Raw genomic sequence first — 17,974 nt, forward strand, 5'->3', positions numbered from 1 at the left:
AAAGAGTGGCTGGCCACAGGCCAGTCGCATTTTTTTGCCAAAAGGTATTTGCATCGGCCGTTCTTTTGTTTATAAGCCCGCCACACCGACGCGGCGGCCACGCTTCGCCAGCGAGCCTTGGGGAATAGGTTAACGGTAGACCAGCGGACTCTGACTCCGTTAGTCCTGGTTCGAATCCAGGTTCCCCAGCCAATCTCCAAGATCACCGTTTGACGACAATCTGCAACTCACAACGCAGTTTGCGGCATTGCGTGACAGCCCCGCTACTCCGCCGACCTGAACTGCAGCGTGAACACGTTCCCGGCGATCTCGTCGGCGAGTGCCTTTGAAAACTCCAGCGGCATGCAGCCCTGCAGCGCCTCGGTCGCTGCTGCCACGAAGGCTTTGCGTTGCGTTTCATCTCCGGTGACGCGGATCGCGGTCGGTTGCGGGGGGCCCATCAGCGTTCCGTTGCCCTTGAAGCCGAACTTCAAGGTGACGAAGGAATCCTTGATGCCGGATGGCGGGGTCCAGCATTTGCCAAGCGCGTTGCCCACATCCTCGACGGTCTGCAGCGGCTCCGCCCAGGACGGACCCCTCGCGGTGACGAGGAATAAGCTCGCCAGAATCCACACGGCAGCGACTTTCATTGCGATCCCAACCCCACTTCGAACGAACCGATCATTCGGCACGCGCAAGATTGCGCGTAACCGGGCGCTCACGCAAGCCGCCCGGCATCTTCGCAAACAGCGAATGTTTTCCGTGCCTCCAGCAATCTGCGTTTCGACAGATTGCTGATCAGCGCCGTTGTGTGGAATGCCATGGCGGGCATTCGATTGATATGCAGCAGCCACTTCCCAGCTCCCGATGCATGCAGCGTTTTCGCGGCATTCAAACGAGCCTTTCGCAGTTACACCACGTATCGGTAAAGCACCTTTGCGAGGCAAATTGTAGCTCTGGCCGCCGGTATCGGAACTTAGCAAGATCTGGAACGTTTTAATATTTTACCGTGGCTCTGACCGGCCGAGGCGAAGTCGCGATTATACTTGCGATGGTACGGAGTCACTCCTTAGGTCTCTGCAGATTTAGGGAGCACATGCCTGCAACTGCTTTGCTTGGCGCCGGCAATGAATGACGTCCAGAAAGGATGTGAATGCGATGAATCAGCATGAAGAACTGAAGGACAAGCCACTCATCGATCCCGTGACCGGCCAGCCGACGCCCCGGGAACCCGAGATGCGCGGCAAAACGTCAGGCCGCAGCAGTTGGCCCTTGCTGATCATTCTGCTCGCGGGGCTGGTGCTGGCGCTGATCGCCTGGCTGCCCGCAGAATTGACCAGGGACACGGAAGAGGCGACGCCGCCACCGGCAACGGGCCAGGCAACGCCTCCGGCCGGACAAACGACGCCGCCAACGGCACCACAGCCGCAGACCACGCCGGCGCAACCGGCACAACCGGCACAATAAGATCTGGCTAAGGATTATCATAAACGAGGAGGACCGGTTCTCCTCGTCGCGGGGACCGGGTTAGGAGAGGGGCAAATATTGACTGCAGCGCCGTGCGTCTAATCAGACGCGCAAGGGACACTGGAGCACTGAATCGCTGCTCATGGAACAGATCCTCGCCGATATGCTTGCTCCGACGCAGGTTCCCTATCCGGTGATATTTGCGCGGCTCTGCGGCGCCATCCTGTTTGGTGCGCTGATCGGCGTCGAGCGGGAAAGGCGGCAGAGGCCAGCCGGCCTGAGGACGCACATTCTGGTCAGCCTCGCCTCCGCGATCTTCGCCGTGATCGCAGTTGAAAGCGTGCATATGGCGAGCCTCTCGGGACCTGAAGTGCGGATCGACCCGATACGCGTCGTCGAAGCCGTCACCGCGGGCGTGGCCTTTCTCGCGGCCGGCTTGATCGTGTTTTCCAAGGGCGAGGTCAAAGGGCTGACCACGGGGGCCGGGATGTGGCTCGCGGGCGCGGCAGGCCTAGCCGTCGGCTTCGGATTCTGGCCTATCGCCGCATTTGCTTCCTGCGCCAGCCTCGCCGTGCTTTTCATCCTCTGGCGGTTGGAGGTCGCTCTCCACTGGAAGTCGCCGGAGCCGTCCGAAGGCGGACAGCGCGTTTCGAAGCAGAACTAGATCACGATGACTCCAGGTCTAATCGACCTCAACGTGACCCAGAACGCGGGCGGAAAACCGCACACACCTCATGCTGCTCCAGCTCTTCCCCCGAAAAGCCGTTGCGCGCTACTCATGGCGTTTGGCCTACAGCGCCGGGAAAGGCATATGGAACTTCCGGCTCGGGACGGCCGGCAACGGGTGCTGGGCCTGCGCGCGGATTCCTCCGCACGGCCGGCCCTCTCTGTCGGTGTGCCTGCAGCATGGCGACCGCCCGGCGGGCATCTTCGGGCGTTTGGAATACCTGGCCGTCCAGCGGCCACACACTGTATTTGACAGCGACAAAACGCAATTGTCCGTTGTCAGGCATCAGTGCGCCGACCGCCTCGCCAGCGAATTCTATCGTCTGCTTACTCATAGGTGTGAAACTCCCTCCCGGCGGCTCGTGGAGCGACGGGTAAATTTTCGCTGGGCAGGCGCCAACGAACCGAACCCTCGCCTTCAGCCACCGATGAAACACCTGAGCGGCCGTTTGGTTCCACATCGCGAGAATAAATCGGCAGGACGATGCCGCCATCGGCGAGGAAAATTATCGTCGGCGGCAGGGAGGCGCGCTTCCCCTGGAATTGCCTCATGCATGTCGCCCAAAAGTGTGCAGCGGTTTGGGACAACGACATGCAAAAAGGCAAGGACCTGAAGCGCGTCGCATGAGTGCGATTGAACGCGCCCCGCTTTAGGCGAGGAAGCGCTCAGGCCGATAGGGAGCGATGTCGATTACGGTCTTTTCGCCGGTCATCGCCTCGGCCAGCGCCCGGCCGGTGACCGGGCCGAGGGTCATGCCGTGATGCGCATGGCCGAAGGCGAACCAGAGGCCCTCGTGCCGCGGTGCCTTGCCGATGATCGGCATCATATCGGGCGTGCAGGGCCGCGCCCCCATCCAGGGCTCCTCGTCGCGCCGTTCAGCCAGCGGGAAGAACTCGCGCGCGACCCTTTCGGCCCGGGTCAACTGTACCGGCGTTTTCGGCGCATCGCGCAGTGCGAATTCTGCGCCTGTCGTCAAGCGGATCCCACGCAGCATCGGCGCCAGGAAATAGCCCTTTTCGGCGTCGAGCACCCAGTTGTTGAGCATTGCCCCTTCCTGGGCGCCATAATGCATATGGTAGCCGCGCTTGACCGCGAGCGGAAAATGATAGCCGAGCTTGCGCGTCACCGTATCCGCCCAGGGGCCGAGCGCCACCACCACCTCGCGGGTTTCGAGCGGACCTTCCGGTGTCGCGACCCGCCAGCCGGCGCCCTCCAGAATGTGCTCCAATGTCGCGGCATCGCCCGAGACGAGCCGGCCGCCCAGCGATTGGAAATAGGTAAGATAGGCCTTGTTGAGGCTGTGCGGATCGCGGATCGACCAGGGGTCGGTCCAGCGCAGCCCGCCGGCGAGTTCGACGCGGATGGATGGTTCGATGGTCTTGAGTTCGCTCGTCGAAAGCTTCTGGTGGTTGACGCCAAAACCGGCGGAGAGTTTTTCCGCATCCTTGTAGGCGGAGTCGCGCTCCTTTTCCGTGCGAAACACCTTCATCCAGCCGTCCTTGCGGATGAGGTCCCCGGCACCGGAGGCCTCGATCAGGTCCTGGTGCTCGGCGATCGAGTTTTCGATCAGCGGCGCATAGAGATGCGCGATCCTCTGGTGCTGGGTGAAGCCGGAGTGCCACCAATAGCGCGCCAAAAACGGCACCAGCCCCGGCAGCGCGCGAAAGTGATAGCTGGCGTCGATGGTGTTGTTCAGCGCGTAGCGGAAGAGCGCGCCGAAATCATGCGGAAAGCCGTAGGGAAAGACGCCTTCGCGCTGGATAAGGCCGGCGTTGCCGTAGGAGGTCTCTTCCCCGGGACCGCGCCGATCGAGAAGCACCACCGACTTCCCGCGCCGCGCCAGGTGGATGGCGGCGGAAATGCCGACAATGCCGGCGCCCAGAACCACTACGTCAGTCTTCATGTGCCACTGCCCCTACTCGCTCACAAATCCGCCGCAGGTGCCGGAGGCTCGCTGCAGCAGTTGCGCCTTTACTTTTTCAACTTGCTCATGATCTGCTCCAGCGAACCGAGGAGCACGGCGGAAACGACAAAAGCCAGATGCATGATCGTCGCCCACATCAGCTTCTCGCTGGTGAACTGCTGGGCATTAAGGAAGATCTGCAGAAGATGGATCGACGAGATCGCCACGATGGAGGAGGCGACCTTGATCTTCAGGCTGCCGGAATCAAGCTTGCCCAGGAATGAGACCTCGCCTTCCCCCTCGTCGAAGCGGCTGACGAAATTTTCGTATCCGGAAATCATCACCATGACGATCAGGCTTGCGACGAGCGCGGCGTCGATCAGCCCGAGCATTGCCAAGATCATCTGGGCATCGTCGTAAACGAAGACCAAGCCCGCAACCTTCAGGAACTTGTAGATGAAGGAAATGCCGTAGAGAGCAAGCGCCGCAACCAGCCCGAGATAAAAGAGAACCAATAGCCAACGGCTCGACAGGATGATGCGCTCGACGATGAGTTCCAGGGACTTCATGAGTTTGTTCTGTTCCTGACCAGTGGCGGGTACCCGCATGAATAGCCAAGCGCATTGGCCAGAGCAAGGGAACTGAACACGGCTTACAACGGAAAGGGGCGAAGCATCGCGCTTCGCCCCTTTTTCGTTCATGAGCCCACGGACTTGTCGCGTCAGGTCCTGCGCATGAGTCCGGCAATAAGAGAAATCACCAAGAATACGAGGAACAGGAAGAACAAGACCTGGGCAATGCCCGCCGAAGCTCCGGCAATACCACCAAAGCCGAGAATGCCGGCGATGATGGCAACGATCAGAAAGACGAGTGCATAGTAGAGCATGGATATCTCCAATGTCTGCGTTGGTGAAATTGTAACGCGCGGCTCGTCGCCTTTGTTCCGGGCTCCATATTGCTCACGCCGAGACCGCGAAAGACCTGTGAGGCGAAAGAAAACCTTTCGTTAACCAAGAAACGGCAAACGCACCAGGATCGGCACGAGGGGACAAAATTCGCCAGGAACCTTCGATAGGGCTTGGCGTTGTTCCGGTAACGAACGCTCTTGGGAACGCGATGAAGATTCCGTCTCGACATATATGGAAATCGGTAACGGAGGTCGCCCGGCACAACGCAGCCGTGCGCAGCCATAATCTGCATATTGGCAGGACGATCCGCGATCTTCACATCCACACGGAAGAGAAGCGCAACCAACGTCTCCAGGCTCTTCTCGAGGCTCTGGAAAAAGCCGAACGCGATATCCACTGATGACGGGCGACGCCCGTCGTCACCAGACGCACGTGCGTCGCGTTAGACGCGTTTCGCCAGCCCGGTAGAGCATTCTGCAGTCAGGTGGAATCACCTGACGCCGCACAAATGCGGCAAAAACAAACAGATAGAGCAGCGGCGCGAACGCACGTAAACGCATCCCGCTCTAATGGCGTGATGCCCATTCGTCGATCTGGCGCTCCGCCTCGTCCTTGGCAATTCCGTAGCGCGCCTGAATGCGCCCGGCGAGCTCCTTCCGATTGCCGTTGATGATGTCGAGATCATCCTTGGTAAGCTTTCCCCACTGCACCTGGGCCTTGCCCTTGAATTCTTTCCACCGGCCTTCGATGATGTCCCAGTTCATGAATGCGCTCCTTTCAATTCTTGATGCGGAAAGTCACTCATCGCCAGCCGAAGGACGGGCACGGCCTGCAACCGCATAAGGTTCTTCATCGGGCGTCACGCTCACTTCAAGCTTGCCCGCTGGTGTGATCGCCCATTCGATCACCGCACTTTCGACGATGAGCGCAGGATCAACCTCGGCGCACTTGCCGTATGCCGACTTGAAAACCTTGCCCACTTCCCCCATCGCGGGAGGAAGCAAGGCCTGGCATTCCTCCATGGTTTCGAAGGCAACGACCGGCGACGGCACCTCCCGGCACGCTGTCGTATTCTGCATGCAACCGACAAGAACCATGATGGCGGCAACATGTTCCATTTTCCGCGCTCCTTCGACACGCAGAACAAACGGCGGAGGCCCCTAGGCGGTTCCATGGCTGGGCCATCGCCTTCCGCCGACCGGCATCAATCTTGAGCGCAGAGCAACCATCACGCGCGTTGGCGGTGCATAGGCGGAACAAAAAGGCGGCAATCAGCGTTTGCGCAACAACTAACGAGCGTCGTGGCAGTGGCGATATTTTAGGAGATACGAATGAGAGGGCCGACAGTGATTGGTGTGACCAGCCCCAAGACGGCCGAAACGCCCGGTGATCGCCGGCATCCCGAGAGGTTGGGACGAGAGCCCTTCTCATGACATCTTAAAGGCTGTGTCCGGTCGCACGACACGGCTTGCTTCATCCCGCAGTTCAGCAACCAAACCTCGGATAGGAACGCATCATGAAGAAGATACTTCTCGTCGCCAGCCTGATCCTTCCCCTTGCAGCCTGCACGGCAACGGAAAGGGGCGCCGGCATCGGTGCCGCATCTGGCGCGATCATCGGCGGGGCAGCCACTGGAAATGTTCGCGGAGCAGCCGTTGGCGCCGGCATCGGTGGTGTGGCCGGCGCCCTTATCGGTCGTGCGAACGAGCCCGGCTATTGTTACTATCGCGACCAATACGGCCGCCGCTACACTGCGCGTTGCTGATCGGGATAGCCAGCGCGAAACCCGGCCGGCTGCCGCATGATCCGTTAAATCGGAATCGATTCAAGGTAAGATCATGCAGCAATTCGGAGTGCTACAGCGACCTTGCGCGTCCGATTGGACGCGCAGCGCTGGAGTCATGCCGCCGAGTTGGCACGCAATTGGCACGCACGCTCCCTGCAAGCTCGCGCCTATCTGACGTTCCCGTGCGAAGCCCTCAATCGAACGGCGGGATCAGCGCCGTGACTGCGCGCTCTCGGCCGCGTCAAGCCGCTCAAGCAAATCAATAAACTGCCGCGGAATTGGTTCGTTTTCCAAGGCTTGGTAAAGCGCCTTCAATTTCGATGCGATCTGTGCGCTCGGATCGTTCATCGAGGCAGCGCCCGGCGCCTTGCGCCGTCCGGAAGGCCCGTTCATTTTCCGCTTCCGCGCGCCGAAGGCCGTATCCCCCTGTTCCGGCCATTCCTGTCCCATATGCCCGTCATCTGTCTACTCTAGGCTTTCCATTATCCGAAAGACGTGCTCAAAACATTGACGTATCCTGCTGCACGCCCATTGTCCGCAAGACCGGGACCATACCGGCACAATAGTTTAGGAAACCCTAAATGTCACTTTCGACCAGGATTGCGCCACATCTTCCCTATCTGCGACGCTATGCCCGCGCCGTCACGGGCTCGCAAGCCGCAGGAGACGCCTATGTTGCCGCCGTGCTCGAGGCGCTGATCGAGGACGTCAGCCTGTTTCCGACCGCCTCCGACGACCGAATCGCTCTCTACAAGCTGTTCTGCAGCCTGTTCGACAGGCTCGAAATCGATCGCACGCAATTGACATCACCCTTCGCCTGGGAGCGCCAGGCCGCAGCCAATCTGTCGCTGATCGCACCGGCACCGCGCCAGGCATTCCTGCTGATCGCGGTCGAAGGCTTTTCCACGAGCGAGGCGGCCGAAATCATGAACCTTGACCCGGGCGCCTTGACCACTCTGCTCGCCGGGGCGTCACAGGACATTTCCCGTCAGGTGGCGACCGAGGTCATGATTATCGAAGACGAACCGCTGATCGCCATGGATATCGAGGACATGGTGACAAGCCTCGGACATCGCGTCACCGGGATTGCTCGAACGTATCGCGAGGCGCTCGAACTCTATCGGACGACTTCGCCGAAAATGGTTCTTGCCGATATCCAGCTCGCCGACGGCAGTTCGGGTATCGACGCCGTCAACGATATCCTGGCGGAAACCACCGTGCCGGTGATCTTCATTACGGCCTTCCCCGAGCGGCTCCTGACAGGCAAGAAGCCTGAGCCGGCTTTTCTGGTAACGAAGCCCTTCAATCCGGAAATGGTGAAGGCGCTGATCAGCCAAGCCCTGTTCTTCGACGAGCAGGCGCGCACCGGGCGCCCCTAAGCCACTGCATGCTTGCTTAAATCGCAGCCGATTCAAGGGTAAAGGCATGCGGCAATTCAAAGTGCCACAGCGAGCTTTGCGCGTCTGAAAGACGCGCGGTGCCGTAGCGGCCCGCGCCGCCAGCTACCCGGTATCGGATCCGACCTCACTCCGGCAACTGCCGCTCGGCAGGCGGTTCGCGCACCTGCTCGAAAACGGTCATGGCGATAAGTGACAGGGGTAGCGCCAGAAGCGCGCCAACGGCGCCCCACATCCAGGTCCAGAAAATGATCGCGATGAAAATCAGGAATGGATTGACCGCGAAGCGGTGCCCCACGACCGCTGGGACGACGAGATTTTCCATGAGCAGATGCACGACGAAGAAGGCAACAGCGGGCGCAATCCCGAGCAGCAGCGCGTCGTGCGTCATCAATCCGCCGACGAGAAGCGACAGCGTCATGAAAGTCACACCCAGATAGGGGATGAAACTCGAGACGAAGGCAAACAACCCCCACAGCGGCGCCATGGTCAACCCGCCGACAAACGCGATCACCATCGTCATCACGCCGAGCACCAGATAGATGAGGCTCGCAGTCGAAAAATACTGGGCGAGGGCATCCTCGGTTGCGTTCATGATCCGGATCGCGTTCAAGCGACGATCCCTGCTGGCAAAGGCAAGGATAATGCTGTTGCGCAGTTGTAGGCGGCCGAGAAGGAAAAGCACAAGGGCTGCCAGAAAGATCAGTGTCTGGATGAGTGCCGGCGTCAAGCCTGCTGCAACGGTTCCAAGCATGGGGCCGGCGTTCTTTACGAGCGCGTCGGCAAGTGCATTCGGGTCGGCATTGCGTATCAGTGCCATTCTCAACCAGGTGAACCGCTCGATGAACGGCAATATCCGATCCACGACGCCCTCGGCCAGCCGGGGTGCCTCACGCGCGATGTCGGTGATGGGGCCGAGAAGTGCATTCACCAGCGAAGACAGCCCGAGCACGAAGACAAGCGCCAGCAAAAGGCCGCCGAAGATCGGCGGCAGGCCGAATCTCTCCAATTCGTCGGCCGCCCTGCCAAGCACGATGCCAACGATAATCGCCAGCGTGATCGGCATGAGGATTGCTTCCATGGAATAGACGGCCGCCGAGCAGGCGATGACGAAGAGGCCCACCGTGCTTAGCGCGACCAAAGCCTCAATCCCGTTGCGCTTTCGCACGACGACCGTCGGCGATTCGGCCAGGGCGATATTCTTGCCCACGCTGCGTTCCGGTTTGCGGTCAGTCGTAATTTGCATCGCATCCTTCTTTTCAGACTGCAATCCGGAACATTCCGCCCCCGCTCCCGCACCCGACACATTCGCATTTCACAAAGGCGTCGCTCAGCGTTGTCCGGGTGGGAATAGATGGAGCGTCAGGGAGAGCAGGCCCAACCCCAGAACGATTATCAGCAGCATGCGCGCCACTTCATCCGTTGTCTGCGGGAGGAGGCCGAAACCGATTACGATCCCTGCGAGCGCCAGCACGAAAAAGCGGGGCAGCCAGTAGAGCATTGGTCATTTCCTTCCGTTAGGAATGACCGATAAACGCCCGAGCGAGTGCTTGGTTCCTACTACAGGTTCCCTTAAATCGTCGCCGATTCAGGGATAAAACATGTAAAAATTCAAAGTGCTACAGTGTCCTTTGCGCCCGATAGGACGCGCGCCCCCGTAAGGCGGTAAGTCCGCCCGGCCGAAGCGAAACGCCGCCGTGCACAAGGCACGACGGCGCGCATTCATTCAGCCGAAAAAGGAAGGACTTACGCGGCAGCAGTGACAATGACTTCGACGAGGTATTCCGGTGTTGCGAGCTTGGCTTCGCCTGTCGCACGGGCGGGCGTATGGCCCTGCGGCACCCAGGCGTCCCAAACGGAATTCATCTTGGCGAAGTCGGCCATGTCCGCGAGCCAGATCGTTGCCGACAGGATGCGCGTCTTGTCCGTGCCTGCGAGGGCGAGAAGACGATCGACTTCGGCGAGCGCCTGCTTCGTCTGGGTGACGACGTCGTCACCGGCGTTGCCGACCTGGCCGGCCAGGTAAACCGTGTTGTTATAGACCACGGCCTGGCTCATACGCGGGCCGGTTTCAAAGCGCTTGATTTCCATTGTCATCATCCTGAAGTTTGGGCCGGCGCTCTTCCGGCCGGCCGATAGCGTCCGCCCGCCGCCTGAAGGCGAGTCGGTGGCGGCGCAGAAGCTCTACACCAAAGGCAGATCGAGGCCAAGGAGCCGCCCTTGTCCCCCACATCGAATATCCCTGATCGAACGGCAGATTCCGTCCTGACCCGAGCAGGCTTCAAGCCGCTTTCTTTGCAAGACGCGCCTTGATGCTGGCAATGTCTGCGCGCGGTGTGGCGGCAAACAGGGTCTTGGTATAGCTGTGCTTGGGATCCGCGAAGACCTCGTCGCGGCCGCCGTATTCCACCGCTTCGCCGTAATACATCACCATCACGTCGTCGGCGATGTAGCGCACCACCGAGAGATCATGGCTGATGAAGACATAGGTTAAGTGGAACTCGTCCTGCAGGTCCGCGAGCAGGTTGAGCACCTGCGCCTGAACCGACAGATCGAGCGCGGAGACCGGCTCATCCAACACGAGCAGGCTGGGATTGAGCATCAAGGCGCGCGCAATGGCGATGCGCTGGCGCTGGCCGCCCGAGAACATGTGCGGATAGCGATTATAGTGTTTCTCGTCGAGACCCACTTTTTTCAGCATCGTCATGGCACGGTCACGGCGCTCGTCGGCCGGCGCCTTGGTGTTGATGACGAGCGGCTCCGCCAGGATGTCGCCGATCTTCTGGCGAGGATTGAGCGAGCCATAAGGATTCTGGAAAACGATCTGCACCTTGCGGCGCATTTCCGATGTCAGGCCGTCTCTCGCGATGTCGACCTTCTTTCCGTCGATCAGCAACTCGCCCGATGTCGCGGGATCGATCAGCGTGATGATGCGGCCAAGCGTTGACTTTCCGCAGCCGCTTTCGCCAACGATCGCCAGCGTCTTTCCCTCGTCCACGGTGAAGCTTACGCCTTTAAGCGCATGGACAGTGCGCGCCTTACGCAGCAGGTTGCCGGGAATGTGATAGTCGCGCACCAGGTTGCGGGCTTCGAGAACATGGGTCATCGAGTGGCTCCCTCCAGCATCTGCTGGTCGTTGAAGAGTTCGGAGATCGTCGGCAGGCGGTCGCCCGTCGCGTTCTCCGGCAGGGCAGCAAGAAGCGCGCGCGTGTAGTTGCTCTTCGGCGACTCGAACAGCGACAGCACATCTGCCTCCTCGATCTTGCGACCCTTGTATTGAACGACGACACGATCCGCCGTTTCCGCCACCACGCCCATGTTGTGGGTGATCATGATGAGGCCCATGCGGTATTCCTGCTGCAGTCTCATCAGAAGATCGAGGATCTGCTTCTGGATCGTCACGTCGAGAGCGGTCGTCGGCTCATCCGCGATGAGGAGCTTCGGGTTGCAGGCAAGTGCAATCGCGATCATGACGCGCTGGCACTGTCCGCCCGACATCTGATGCGGAAAATGGCCGAGGCGCTCGGCCGGTTCAGGAATACCGACGGCCTCGAAAAGTTCGATCGCGCGCTTGCGTCGCGCCTTGCGGTCGAGCCCCATATGGATGCGCAGCACTTCCTCGATCTGGAAGCCGACCGTGAAGCACGGATTGAGGCTGGCGATCGGCTCCTGGAAGATCATGGCGATGTCCTTGCCGACAATCTTGCGACGGTCAGCCGCGGACATCTTCAGAAGGTCCCGTCCATTGAAGGCAAGCTTGTTCGCCGTCACCTTCGCGGTCCAAGGCAAAAGCCCCATCGCGGCAAGCATCGACACCGACTTGCCTGAGCCCGATTCCCCGACGATCGCCAGGACCTCGCCCTCATGCACCTTGAGCGAAACGCCGTCGACGGCCCGAAAAGGCCCGGAGGACGTCTGGAATTCAACGACGAGATTTTCAATTTCGAGAAGCGCCATGTCAGGACCTCTTCAGCTTGGGGTCGAGAGCATCACGCAGGCCATCGCCCATGAGATTGATTGCGAGAACGGTCGCGAGAATCGCAAGGCCGGGAAGCGTCACGACCCACCAGGCACGCAGAATGAATTCGCGCGCTTCAGCAAGCATCGTTCCCCATTCCGGCGTTGGCGGCTGCGCACCCATGCCGAGAAAGCCGAGCGCCGCCGCATCGAGGATCGCACTCGAAAAGGAGAGCGTCGCCTGAACGATAAGGGGCGCCATGCAGTTCGGCAGGATGGTCTTGAACATCAGCCTCAGGTGGCCCGCGCCAGCGACCTTGGCCGCCACGACATAGTCCCGGGTCTTCTCCGTCATCACCGCTGCCCTGGTCAGCCGCACGAAATGCGGCTGGAACACCAGCGCGATCGCGATCATCGCATTGGTAAGACCGGGACCGAGCACGGCGACCAGAACCAGCGCCAACAGCAGCGACGGAAACGCCAGGATAATGTCCATGATCCGCATGATGACAGTATCGACCCATCCCCGGAAATAGCCGGCAATGACGCCGATGAGGATGCCGCCGATCAGCGACAATGTGGTCACGATGACGCCGACGAACAGCGAAAACCGCGTACCGTAGATCAGGCGGGAGAGCATGTCGCGGCCGACGGCATCGGTTCCGAGAAGGAATGCCGCGCGACCGCCCTCCTCCCAGAACGGCGGAAGCAGGACGGCTTCGCGGTACTGAATGGTCGGGTCATGCGGCGCAATAAGCGGAGCGCATACGGCAAGCAGTACCAGGAACAGGAAGAAGACCAAACCGATGACGGCGCCACGGTTCTCCGAAAAATAGTACCAGAATTCGGCGAGCCTCGCCCGGCGGGACGGATCGGTCGATATGGGGCTTGTTGCGGTAACTTCGGTCATATCGCCCTCCTCAATGCCGGATACGGGGGTTGATCAATCCGTAGAGCAAGTCTACGGCGAGGTTCACCAGCATGATGACGCCGGCGATGATGAGGAGTCCGCCCTGAATAACGGCGTAGTCCCGGCGGAAAACCGAATCGACCATCCATTTGCCGATGCCCGGCCAGGAGAAGATTGTCTCTGTCAGAATGGCGCCCGCCAGCATGACACCGATCTGGAGACCGATGGTGGTCACGACCGGAATCATCGCGTTGCGCAAGGCGTGGATACCGACAACGCGGAACGTCGGAAGCCCCTTTGCACGGGCCGTGCGCACATAATCCTCCGACAGCACCTCGAGCATCGCCGAGCGGGTCTGCCGCGCGATGACGGCAAGCGGAATGGTGCCGAGCACGATCGTCGGCAGAATGAGATGACTGAACGCGGACTGGAACGCCCCCTCCTGCCCCGACAACAGCGAATCGACCAGCATGAAGCCGGTGACGGACGGAAAGAAGAACATCAGCGAGATACGTCCGGACACCGGCGTCCACTGCAACATGCCGGAGACGACGATGATCAAAAGCAGGCCCCACCAGAAAATCGGCATCGAGAAGCCGACGAGCGCTGTGCCCATGATGATCTGGTCGAAGATGGAGCCGCGCTTGATTGCCGCAACGACACCCGCGGGGATGCCGACAACGACGGCGAAGATGATCGCGCAAAGCGAGAGTTCGACCGTCGCCGGGAAGAGCTCCAGGAATTGATCGATCACGGGCCTCTTGGTGACGATCGACAGCCCGAAATCACCGTGAAGAACGCCCCAGAGATAATCGAGGTACTGCACGACAATCGGGCGATCGAAGCCCAACTGGTGTGAAATTTCCGCGTGGCGCTCCGGCGACATCACCCGTTCGCCGGAAAGCAGCGCGACAGGGTCACCAGGAAGCAGGCGGATGAAGGAAAAGGCGATGATCGAAACCCCGATGAAAGTCGGGATCAGCACCGCCAAGCGCCCCAGAAGAAATCGAAACATAGTCAAACCTCATGCCGTCGGCGCCGCGAATTGGTGAGCGGCAGCACTGGCAAAAAGGAAGAGGGGCGCTCGCCCAACGGCAAACGCCCCCTTCGGGTCAGTCGGTAAGATTACTCTACAATGTCAACGCCGTCGAAAGCAAAGTCGCCGAGCGGGCTCTGCACGAAGCCTTCGACGTTCTTGCGCATCGGGACGATGGAGAGCGAGTGGTCGAGCGTTGCCCACGGCGCTTCCCTCTTGAAGACGGCCTGAGCCTGCTGGTAGAGCTTTGTGCGCTCCGCAACGTCAGTCGCCTCCTTGGCCTTGGTCACCAGATCGTCGAACTCCTTGTTGCACCACTGGGCGCGGTTGTTGCCGCCGACAGCATCGCAACCAAGCAGCGTGTCGAGGAAGTTGTCCGGATCACCGTTGTCACCCGTCCATCCGAGGATCACGGCACCGTCGCGATCCTTCGCCTTCGACTTTTCGAGATACTCGGCCCACTCATAGGAGACGATCTCGACCTTGACGCCGATCTTGGCGAAGTCGGCCTGCATCAGTTCGGCAGTGCGACGTGCGTTCAGCATGTACGGCCGCGCAACCGGCATCGCCCAGATCTTCATCGAGAGATCCTTGACGCCGGCATCCTCGAGCATCTTCTTGGCGACTTCCGGCTCGTAGGTATCGTCCGCGATGGTGTCGTCATAGGACCACATCGTCGGCGGAATCGGGTTCGACGCCGTGGTAGCCTGGCCCTGGAAGACGGCATCGACGATTGCCTGCTTGTTGATCGCCTTGTTCAGCGCCTTGCGAACTTCGAGCTTGTCGAAGGGGGGCTGCGTCGTATTGTAGGCCAGATAGGCAACATTGAGACCGGCCTGCTCCATCACCTTGAGGTTCGGATCCGCCTTCATGGCTTCGACGTCGGCCGCATTCGGATAGGGCATCAGGTGGCATTCGCCGGCTTGCAGCTTCTGGTAACGGACGGCGGCGTCAGTGGTGATCGAGAAGACCAGATCGTCGATTTTCTGTTTTCCACCCCAATAGTCCGGGTTGGCCTTGTAACGAATGACCGCGTCCTGCTGGTAGCCGACAAAGGCGAACGGACCGGTGCCGAGCGGCATCTGGTTGAGCTGGTTCATCTTGCCGTCTGCCTGCAGCTTATCGGCATATTCTTTCGACATGATCGATGCGAAGGGCATGGCAAGGTTGGCGAGGAACGGTGCTTCCTTGCGCTTCAGCTTGATCTTCACCGTCATGTCGTCGACCTTCTCGATCGACTCGAGCACATCCGGCAAACCCATGCCGGCGAAGTATTCCCAGGAACCACCCGTCACGTAACCATGCCACGGATGGTCGGGCTTCCACTGCCGCTCGAGCGAGAAGATCACGTCGTCGGCGTTCAGCTCACGGGTCGGGGTGAAGAACTCGGTCGTCTGGAATTTGACACCCGGACGGAGCTTGAAGGTGTATTCGAGGCCATCGTCAGAGATCGTCCAGCTTTCAGCAAGCCCCGGCTCGGTCTCGGTCGTGCCCTTCTTGAATTCGAGCAGGCGGTTGTAAACGGTGTGCGCGGAAGCGTCGAAGGTCGTACCGGCCGTGTAGAGGCCCGGATCAAAGCCCTCCGGCGAACCTTCAGAGCAGTAGACGAACGTCTTCGACCAGGCAGAGCCGGCCATCAGCGTGGCAAGCGCCGTCGCTGCAAAGAGAGTAGTTAGCTTTTTCATGAGCTTGCTTCCCAGATTTGTTTTTTGTTCTCGCATTTTTCCTGACGCGGAATGACGTTTACACCCGGTCAAGGGCGGATGGAACGACATTTGGCGTCGCAATGCAATAAGTCACTGCAGAAATTTGTCTATGCGAAAAATTCTTCCTTAAGTAGAGCTTGCGCGAGTATCCACGATTTCCAACAGGAACCCGGTACATCCGTTTCGGCGGATGTCCGTCTTCAAGGGCGCGTTTACCGCCTGGACAACGAAATTGACAGCGCTTTCGCGCCTGACGCGCCAGAAAGACGCATCATGGGCGAGTCAAATCGTGCGAGTTGGGTCGCTTGGCCATCCCGTGAAATCCCCCAAATAGTGCAGTAGAAACACAACGTCTGTCGTGCAATAGAATGCATACGGATTTCGGGGGGAACATTCGGCGTGGGTGATATCCATGTGAAGGATCTGGCCGGCGACGTGGAGCTCGTGTCCATGTCAGGTTGGCCGGCAAACTGCCGCGCGGATATAGGGAGATAGCCGCGGCGTGGCAGTCTTGCAGGAAAATCACAGGCGCTACGACCTTCACGAGGAGCTGGAGAAGGCGCTCAACCGCGTGGATTTCTTCCGCATCTTTCACACATTGGCGCTGCGTTTCGGCTTCGGGCATTTCGGCATCCTGCAACTCGGCAACGAGAATGACGCCTGCATGCTTTCCAGTCGTCTGGTCCTCCACGACCTCCCCTCCGGCCTCACCGAGGAATACGACAAGCGTCACCGTTTCGGCGACTCCATCGTCTACAAGGCATTGCATGCCTCGAACATCTCGTCGGTATGGCGCGCGAATGATCCGGCGCTGAGAGGTCAGAGCCTCGTTTCCCAACTCGGCTTCGAGCTCTTGCTTTGCGTGCCAGTCAACGCGGCAACGACGGGAGCGCGCTATGCCGTGCTCTTTCTCGGCGATGGCGAGGACATCGAACAGGGCGAGCACTACGAGCTGTGCTACAGCGCGGCATCGGCCTTCGATTATTTCTATCGGGCAATGCTCGCCAACAAGGCTGGCATGGGGCTGACGCCGAGGGAAACCGAAATACTCAAGTGGATTTCGCACGGAAAGACAGCCAGTGAGATCGCCCTGATCGTCTCAGTCTCGGAACACACCGTGAATTCCCATACCGCAACGATCCTCAAGAAGCTCGATGTGGTCAACCGGACGCAAATGGTCGCGAAAGCGATACGAGAACAGATTATCGAGTGAAGTTGCCGGAGCGGCCGGCAAAGCCACGCGAGCGGCATGCTTCCCGCATGGGCCGCCGATCAATCAGGGATGTGAACGGTCATGACACGGAAAGCCCACATCTTGCTCGTTGACGACAACCCGGCGGAAAACCTGATCCTCAGCGGGCTGATCAGGAAAGTGGACAGCATCGACATAGAATTGCACTACTGCCGGACGATGGACAGCGCGATCGCCTTTCTTCTTTCCGGCAAACCGGTCTCGATGGTCCTGCTGGACAATCTCGTACATCCTCTCGGCGATTTTCGCGAGACCGTTCCCGCACTGAGGCATCAGGGCTTCATTGGCCCGATCGGCGTCATATCGTCCTCGCCGGGCGACCCCTATTTCCAGAACCTGGAAGAATACGGCGCCGATTTTCGCATCGACAAATCGGAAATCGACCCGACGGCGATCGAATTCATCCTGAGGGAATATTTGCCGGAGGAGTAACGGCGGCCGAAAAAGTACGGCCGCCACGAGGGGCGGACAATCAAGCCGCCGAGGTGCGCACCTGTGCCGTTCCGTCAAGGCCGAGAAGGAAGTTGATCTGCGGCCGGGCCTTGACCAGATCGTCGATCGAATAACCCTGAAGCACTTCGAAGAAGGCATTCAACGCCTTCCGCAAGGCCGCGTTGAGGCCGCAGCTATCCACCAGCGGACAGTCGATCTCACCAGCCTCAAAGCATTCCGCCATGGCAAAACTGTCTTCGGTGACCTTCACGACGTCGAAGAGGCTGATCTCCGACGCCGGCTTCGGCAATCGTACACCGCCATTGCGGCCGCGGACGGTTTCCACCAGGCCCGCTTTGGTCAGCGGCTGCAATATCTTGAAAAGAAACAACTCGGAGACGCCGTAGGCCTTGGCGATCTCAGGGATGCGGCTGAGCTTCTCGCCGTTCGCTGCACAGTACATCAGCATGCGAACCGCGTAGTTCGTTTGCTTCGTCAGACGCATAATTCACTC

At 59.8% G+C, this 17,974-nt stretch carries 23 protein-coding genes and 1 tRNA gene; 7 read left to right on the forward strand and 17 right to left on the reverse strand.

What is annotated here, in order from left to right; all coding sequences use genetic code 11:
- The first annotated feature begins 118 nt into the window (after positions 1-118).
- Positions 119-192, forward strand: a tRNA-Gln gene (locus GHK62_RS09075).
- Between the two features lie 71 nt (positions 193-263).
- On the opposite strand, the gene GHK62_RS09080 is transcribed toward GHK62_RS09075, so the two are convergent.
- Positions 264-629: a hypothetical protein gene (locus GHK62_RS09080; RefSeq protein ID WP_153438286.1), complete on the reverse strand. Its 366-nt coding sequence runs from the start codon at positions 627-629 to the stop codon at positions 264-266.
- Positions 630-1,128: 499 nt separating this feature from the next.
- Between GHK62_RS09080 and GHK62_RS09085 the strand changes: the two genes are divergently transcribed.
- The gene (locus GHK62_RS09085) at positions 1,129-1,446 is read left to right on the forward strand and encodes a hypothetical protein (RefSeq protein WP_184108451.1); all 318 of its coding nucleotides are present in this window, start codon (positions 1,129-1,131) and stop codon (positions 1,444-1,446) included.
- Positions 1,447-1,588: 142 nt separating this feature from the next.
- The gene (locus GHK62_RS09090; protein ID WP_153438290.1) at positions 1,589-2,110 is read left to right on the forward strand and encodes an MgtC/SapB family protein; all 522 of its coding nucleotides are present in this window, start codon (positions 1,589-1,591) and stop codon (positions 2,108-2,110) included.
- Positions 2,111-2,222: 112 nt separating this feature from the next.
- Here GHK62_RS09090 and GHK62_RS34185 read toward each other — a convergent pair whose 3' ends face one another.
- The 6 genes from GHK62_RS34185 to GHK62_RS09120 all read right to left on the reverse strand — a co-directional run bounded on the left by GHK62_RS34185 (position 2,223) and on the right by GHK62_RS09120 (position 6,102).
- Positions 2,223-2,507, reverse strand: coding sequence for a hypothetical protein (locus GHK62_RS34185; RefSeq protein ID WP_234886833.1), 285 nt, complete (start codon positions 2,505-2,507; stop codon positions 2,223-2,225).
- Between the two features lie 315 nt (positions 2,508-2,822).
- Entirely contained in the window at positions 2,823-4,076 is a 1,254-nt protein-coding gene (locus tag GHK62_RS09100) for an NAD(P)/FAD-dependent oxidoreductase (RefSeq protein ID WP_153438292.1), read from the reverse strand.
- 68 nt (positions 4,077-4,144) lie between these two features.
- A complete protein-coding gene (locus GHK62_RS09105) occupies positions 4,145-4,645 on the reverse strand; it encodes a TIGR00645 family protein (protein ID WP_153438294.1) in 501 nt (166 codons plus the stop codon).
- A gap of 152 nt (positions 4,646-4,797) precedes the next feature.
- Positions 4,798-4,962, reverse strand: a complete 165-nt coding sequence (locus tag GHK62_RS09110) for a DUF1328 domain-containing protein (protein ID WP_153438296.1) — start codon at positions 4,960-4,962, stop codon at positions 4,798-4,800.
- A gap of 588 nt (positions 4,963-5,550) precedes the next feature.
- Entirely contained in the window at positions 5,551-5,748 is a 198-nt protein-coding gene (locus tag GHK62_RS09115) for a CsbD family protein (RefSeq protein ID WP_153438298.1), read from the reverse strand.
- A 33-nt stretch (positions 5,749-5,781) separates the two neighbouring features.
- On the reverse strand, positions 5,782-6,102 hold the full coding sequence (locus GHK62_RS09120; RefSeq protein WP_153438300.1) for a hypothetical protein: 321 nt from the start codon (positions 6,100-6,102) through the stop codon (positions 5,782-5,784).
- A 398-nt stretch (positions 6,103-6,500) separates the two neighbouring features.
- Here GHK62_RS09120 and GHK62_RS09125 point away from each other — a divergent pair, with 398 nt between their 5' ends.
- Complete coding sequence (locus GHK62_RS09125) at positions 6,501-6,749, forward strand: glycine zipper domain-containing protein (protein ID WP_153438302.1); 249 nt, start codon at positions 6,501-6,503, stop codon at positions 6,747-6,749.
- Positions 6,750-6,980: 231 nt separating this feature from the next.
- Here the strand turns inward: GHK62_RS09125 and GHK62_RS09130 are convergent, their stop codons facing one another.
- Positions 6,981-7,118 (reverse strand): NepR family anti-sigma factor, encoded by a 138-nt coding sequence (locus tag GHK62_RS09130; protein WP_167528197.1) that lies wholly within the window; start codon positions 7,116-7,118, stop codon positions 6,981-6,983.
- 233 nt (positions 7,119-7,351) lie between these two features.
- Here GHK62_RS09130 and GHK62_RS09135 point away from each other — a divergent pair, with 233 nt between their 5' ends.
- Positions 7,352-8,149: a response regulator gene (locus tag GHK62_RS09135; RefSeq protein ID WP_153438305.1), complete on the forward strand. Its 798-nt coding sequence runs from the start codon at positions 7,352-7,354 to the stop codon at positions 8,147-8,149.
- A gap of 145 nt (positions 8,150-8,294) precedes the next feature.
- Here the strand turns inward: GHK62_RS09135 and GHK62_RS09140 are convergent, their stop codons facing one another.
- From GHK62_RS09140 to GHK62_RS09170, 8 genes are all read right to left on the reverse strand, one after another.
- Positions 8,295-9,413: an AI-2E family transporter gene (locus GHK62_RS09140; RefSeq protein WP_153438306.1), complete on the reverse strand. Its 1,119-nt coding sequence runs from the start codon at positions 9,411-9,413 to the stop codon at positions 8,295-8,297.
- Positions 9,414-9,497: 84 nt separating this feature from the next.
- Positions 9,498-9,668, reverse strand: coding sequence for a hypothetical protein (locus tag GHK62_RS33520; RefSeq protein ID WP_167528198.1), 171 nt, complete (start codon positions 9,666-9,668; stop codon positions 9,498-9,500).
- Between the two features lie 245 nt (positions 9,669-9,913).
- Positions 9,914-10,258, reverse strand: a complete 345-nt coding sequence (locus GHK62_RS09145) for a RidA family protein (protein ID WP_153438308.1) — start codon at positions 10,256-10,258, stop codon at positions 9,914-9,916.
- Between the two features lie 190 nt (positions 10,259-10,448).
- Positions 10,449-11,273, reverse strand: coding sequence for an ABC transporter ATP-binding protein (locus GHK62_RS09150; protein ID WP_153438311.1), 825 nt, complete (start codon positions 11,271-11,273; stop codon positions 10,449-10,451).
- Positions 11,270-12,124, reverse strand: coding sequence for an ABC transporter ATP-binding protein (locus GHK62_RS09155; RefSeq protein ID WP_153438313.1), 855 nt, complete (start codon positions 12,122-12,124; stop codon positions 11,270-11,272). Before GHK62_RS09155 ends, GHK62_RS09150 begins: the two co-directional genes overlap by 4 nt.
- 1 nt (position 12,125) lies before the next feature.
- A complete protein-coding gene (locus tag GHK62_RS09160) occupies positions 12,126-13,034 on the reverse strand; it encodes an ABC transporter permease subunit (RefSeq protein WP_153438315.1) in 909 nt (302 codons plus the stop codon).
- 10 nt (positions 13,035-13,044) lie between these two features.
- On the reverse strand, positions 13,045-14,049 hold the full coding sequence (locus GHK62_RS09165) for an ABC transporter permease subunit (RefSeq protein WP_153438317.1): 1,005 nt from the start codon (positions 14,047-14,049) through the stop codon (positions 13,045-13,047).
- Positions 14,050-14,159: 110 nt separating this feature from the next.
- The gene (locus GHK62_RS09170) at positions 14,160-15,755 is read right to left on the reverse strand and encodes an ABC transporter substrate-binding protein (protein WP_153438319.1); all 1,596 of its coding nucleotides are present in this window, start codon (positions 15,753-15,755) and stop codon (positions 14,160-14,162) included.
- Positions 15,756-16,278: 523 nt separating this feature from the next.
- Between GHK62_RS09170 and GHK62_RS09175 the strand changes: the two genes are divergently transcribed.
- Both GHK62_RS09175 and GHK62_RS09180 read left to right on the forward strand, forming a co-directional pair.
- A complete protein-coding gene (locus GHK62_RS09175; RefSeq protein WP_153438321.1) occupies positions 16,279-16,989 on the forward strand; it encodes a helix-turn-helix transcriptional regulator in 711 nt (236 codons plus the stop codon).
- A gap of 81 nt (positions 16,990-17,070) precedes the next feature.
- On the forward strand, positions 17,071-17,460 hold the full coding sequence (locus GHK62_RS09180; RefSeq protein WP_153438323.1) for a response regulator: 390 nt from the start codon (positions 17,071-17,073) through the stop codon (positions 17,458-17,460).
- 40 nt (positions 17,461-17,500) lie between these two features.
- On the opposite strand, the gene rirA is transcribed toward GHK62_RS09180, so the two are convergent.
- Positions 17,501-17,965, reverse strand: coding sequence for an iron-responsive transcriptional regulator RirA (gene rirA / locus GHK62_RS09185; RefSeq protein ID WP_153438325.1), 465 nt, complete (start codon positions 17,963-17,965; stop codon positions 17,501-17,503).
- Positions 17,966-17,974 lie beyond the last annotated feature (9 nt).

This window comes from Sinorhizobium terangae (genome assembly GCF_009601505.1).
Lineage (GTDB): Bacteria > Pseudomonadota > Alphaproteobacteria > Rhizobiales > Rhizobiaceae > Sinorhizobium > Sinorhizobium terangae.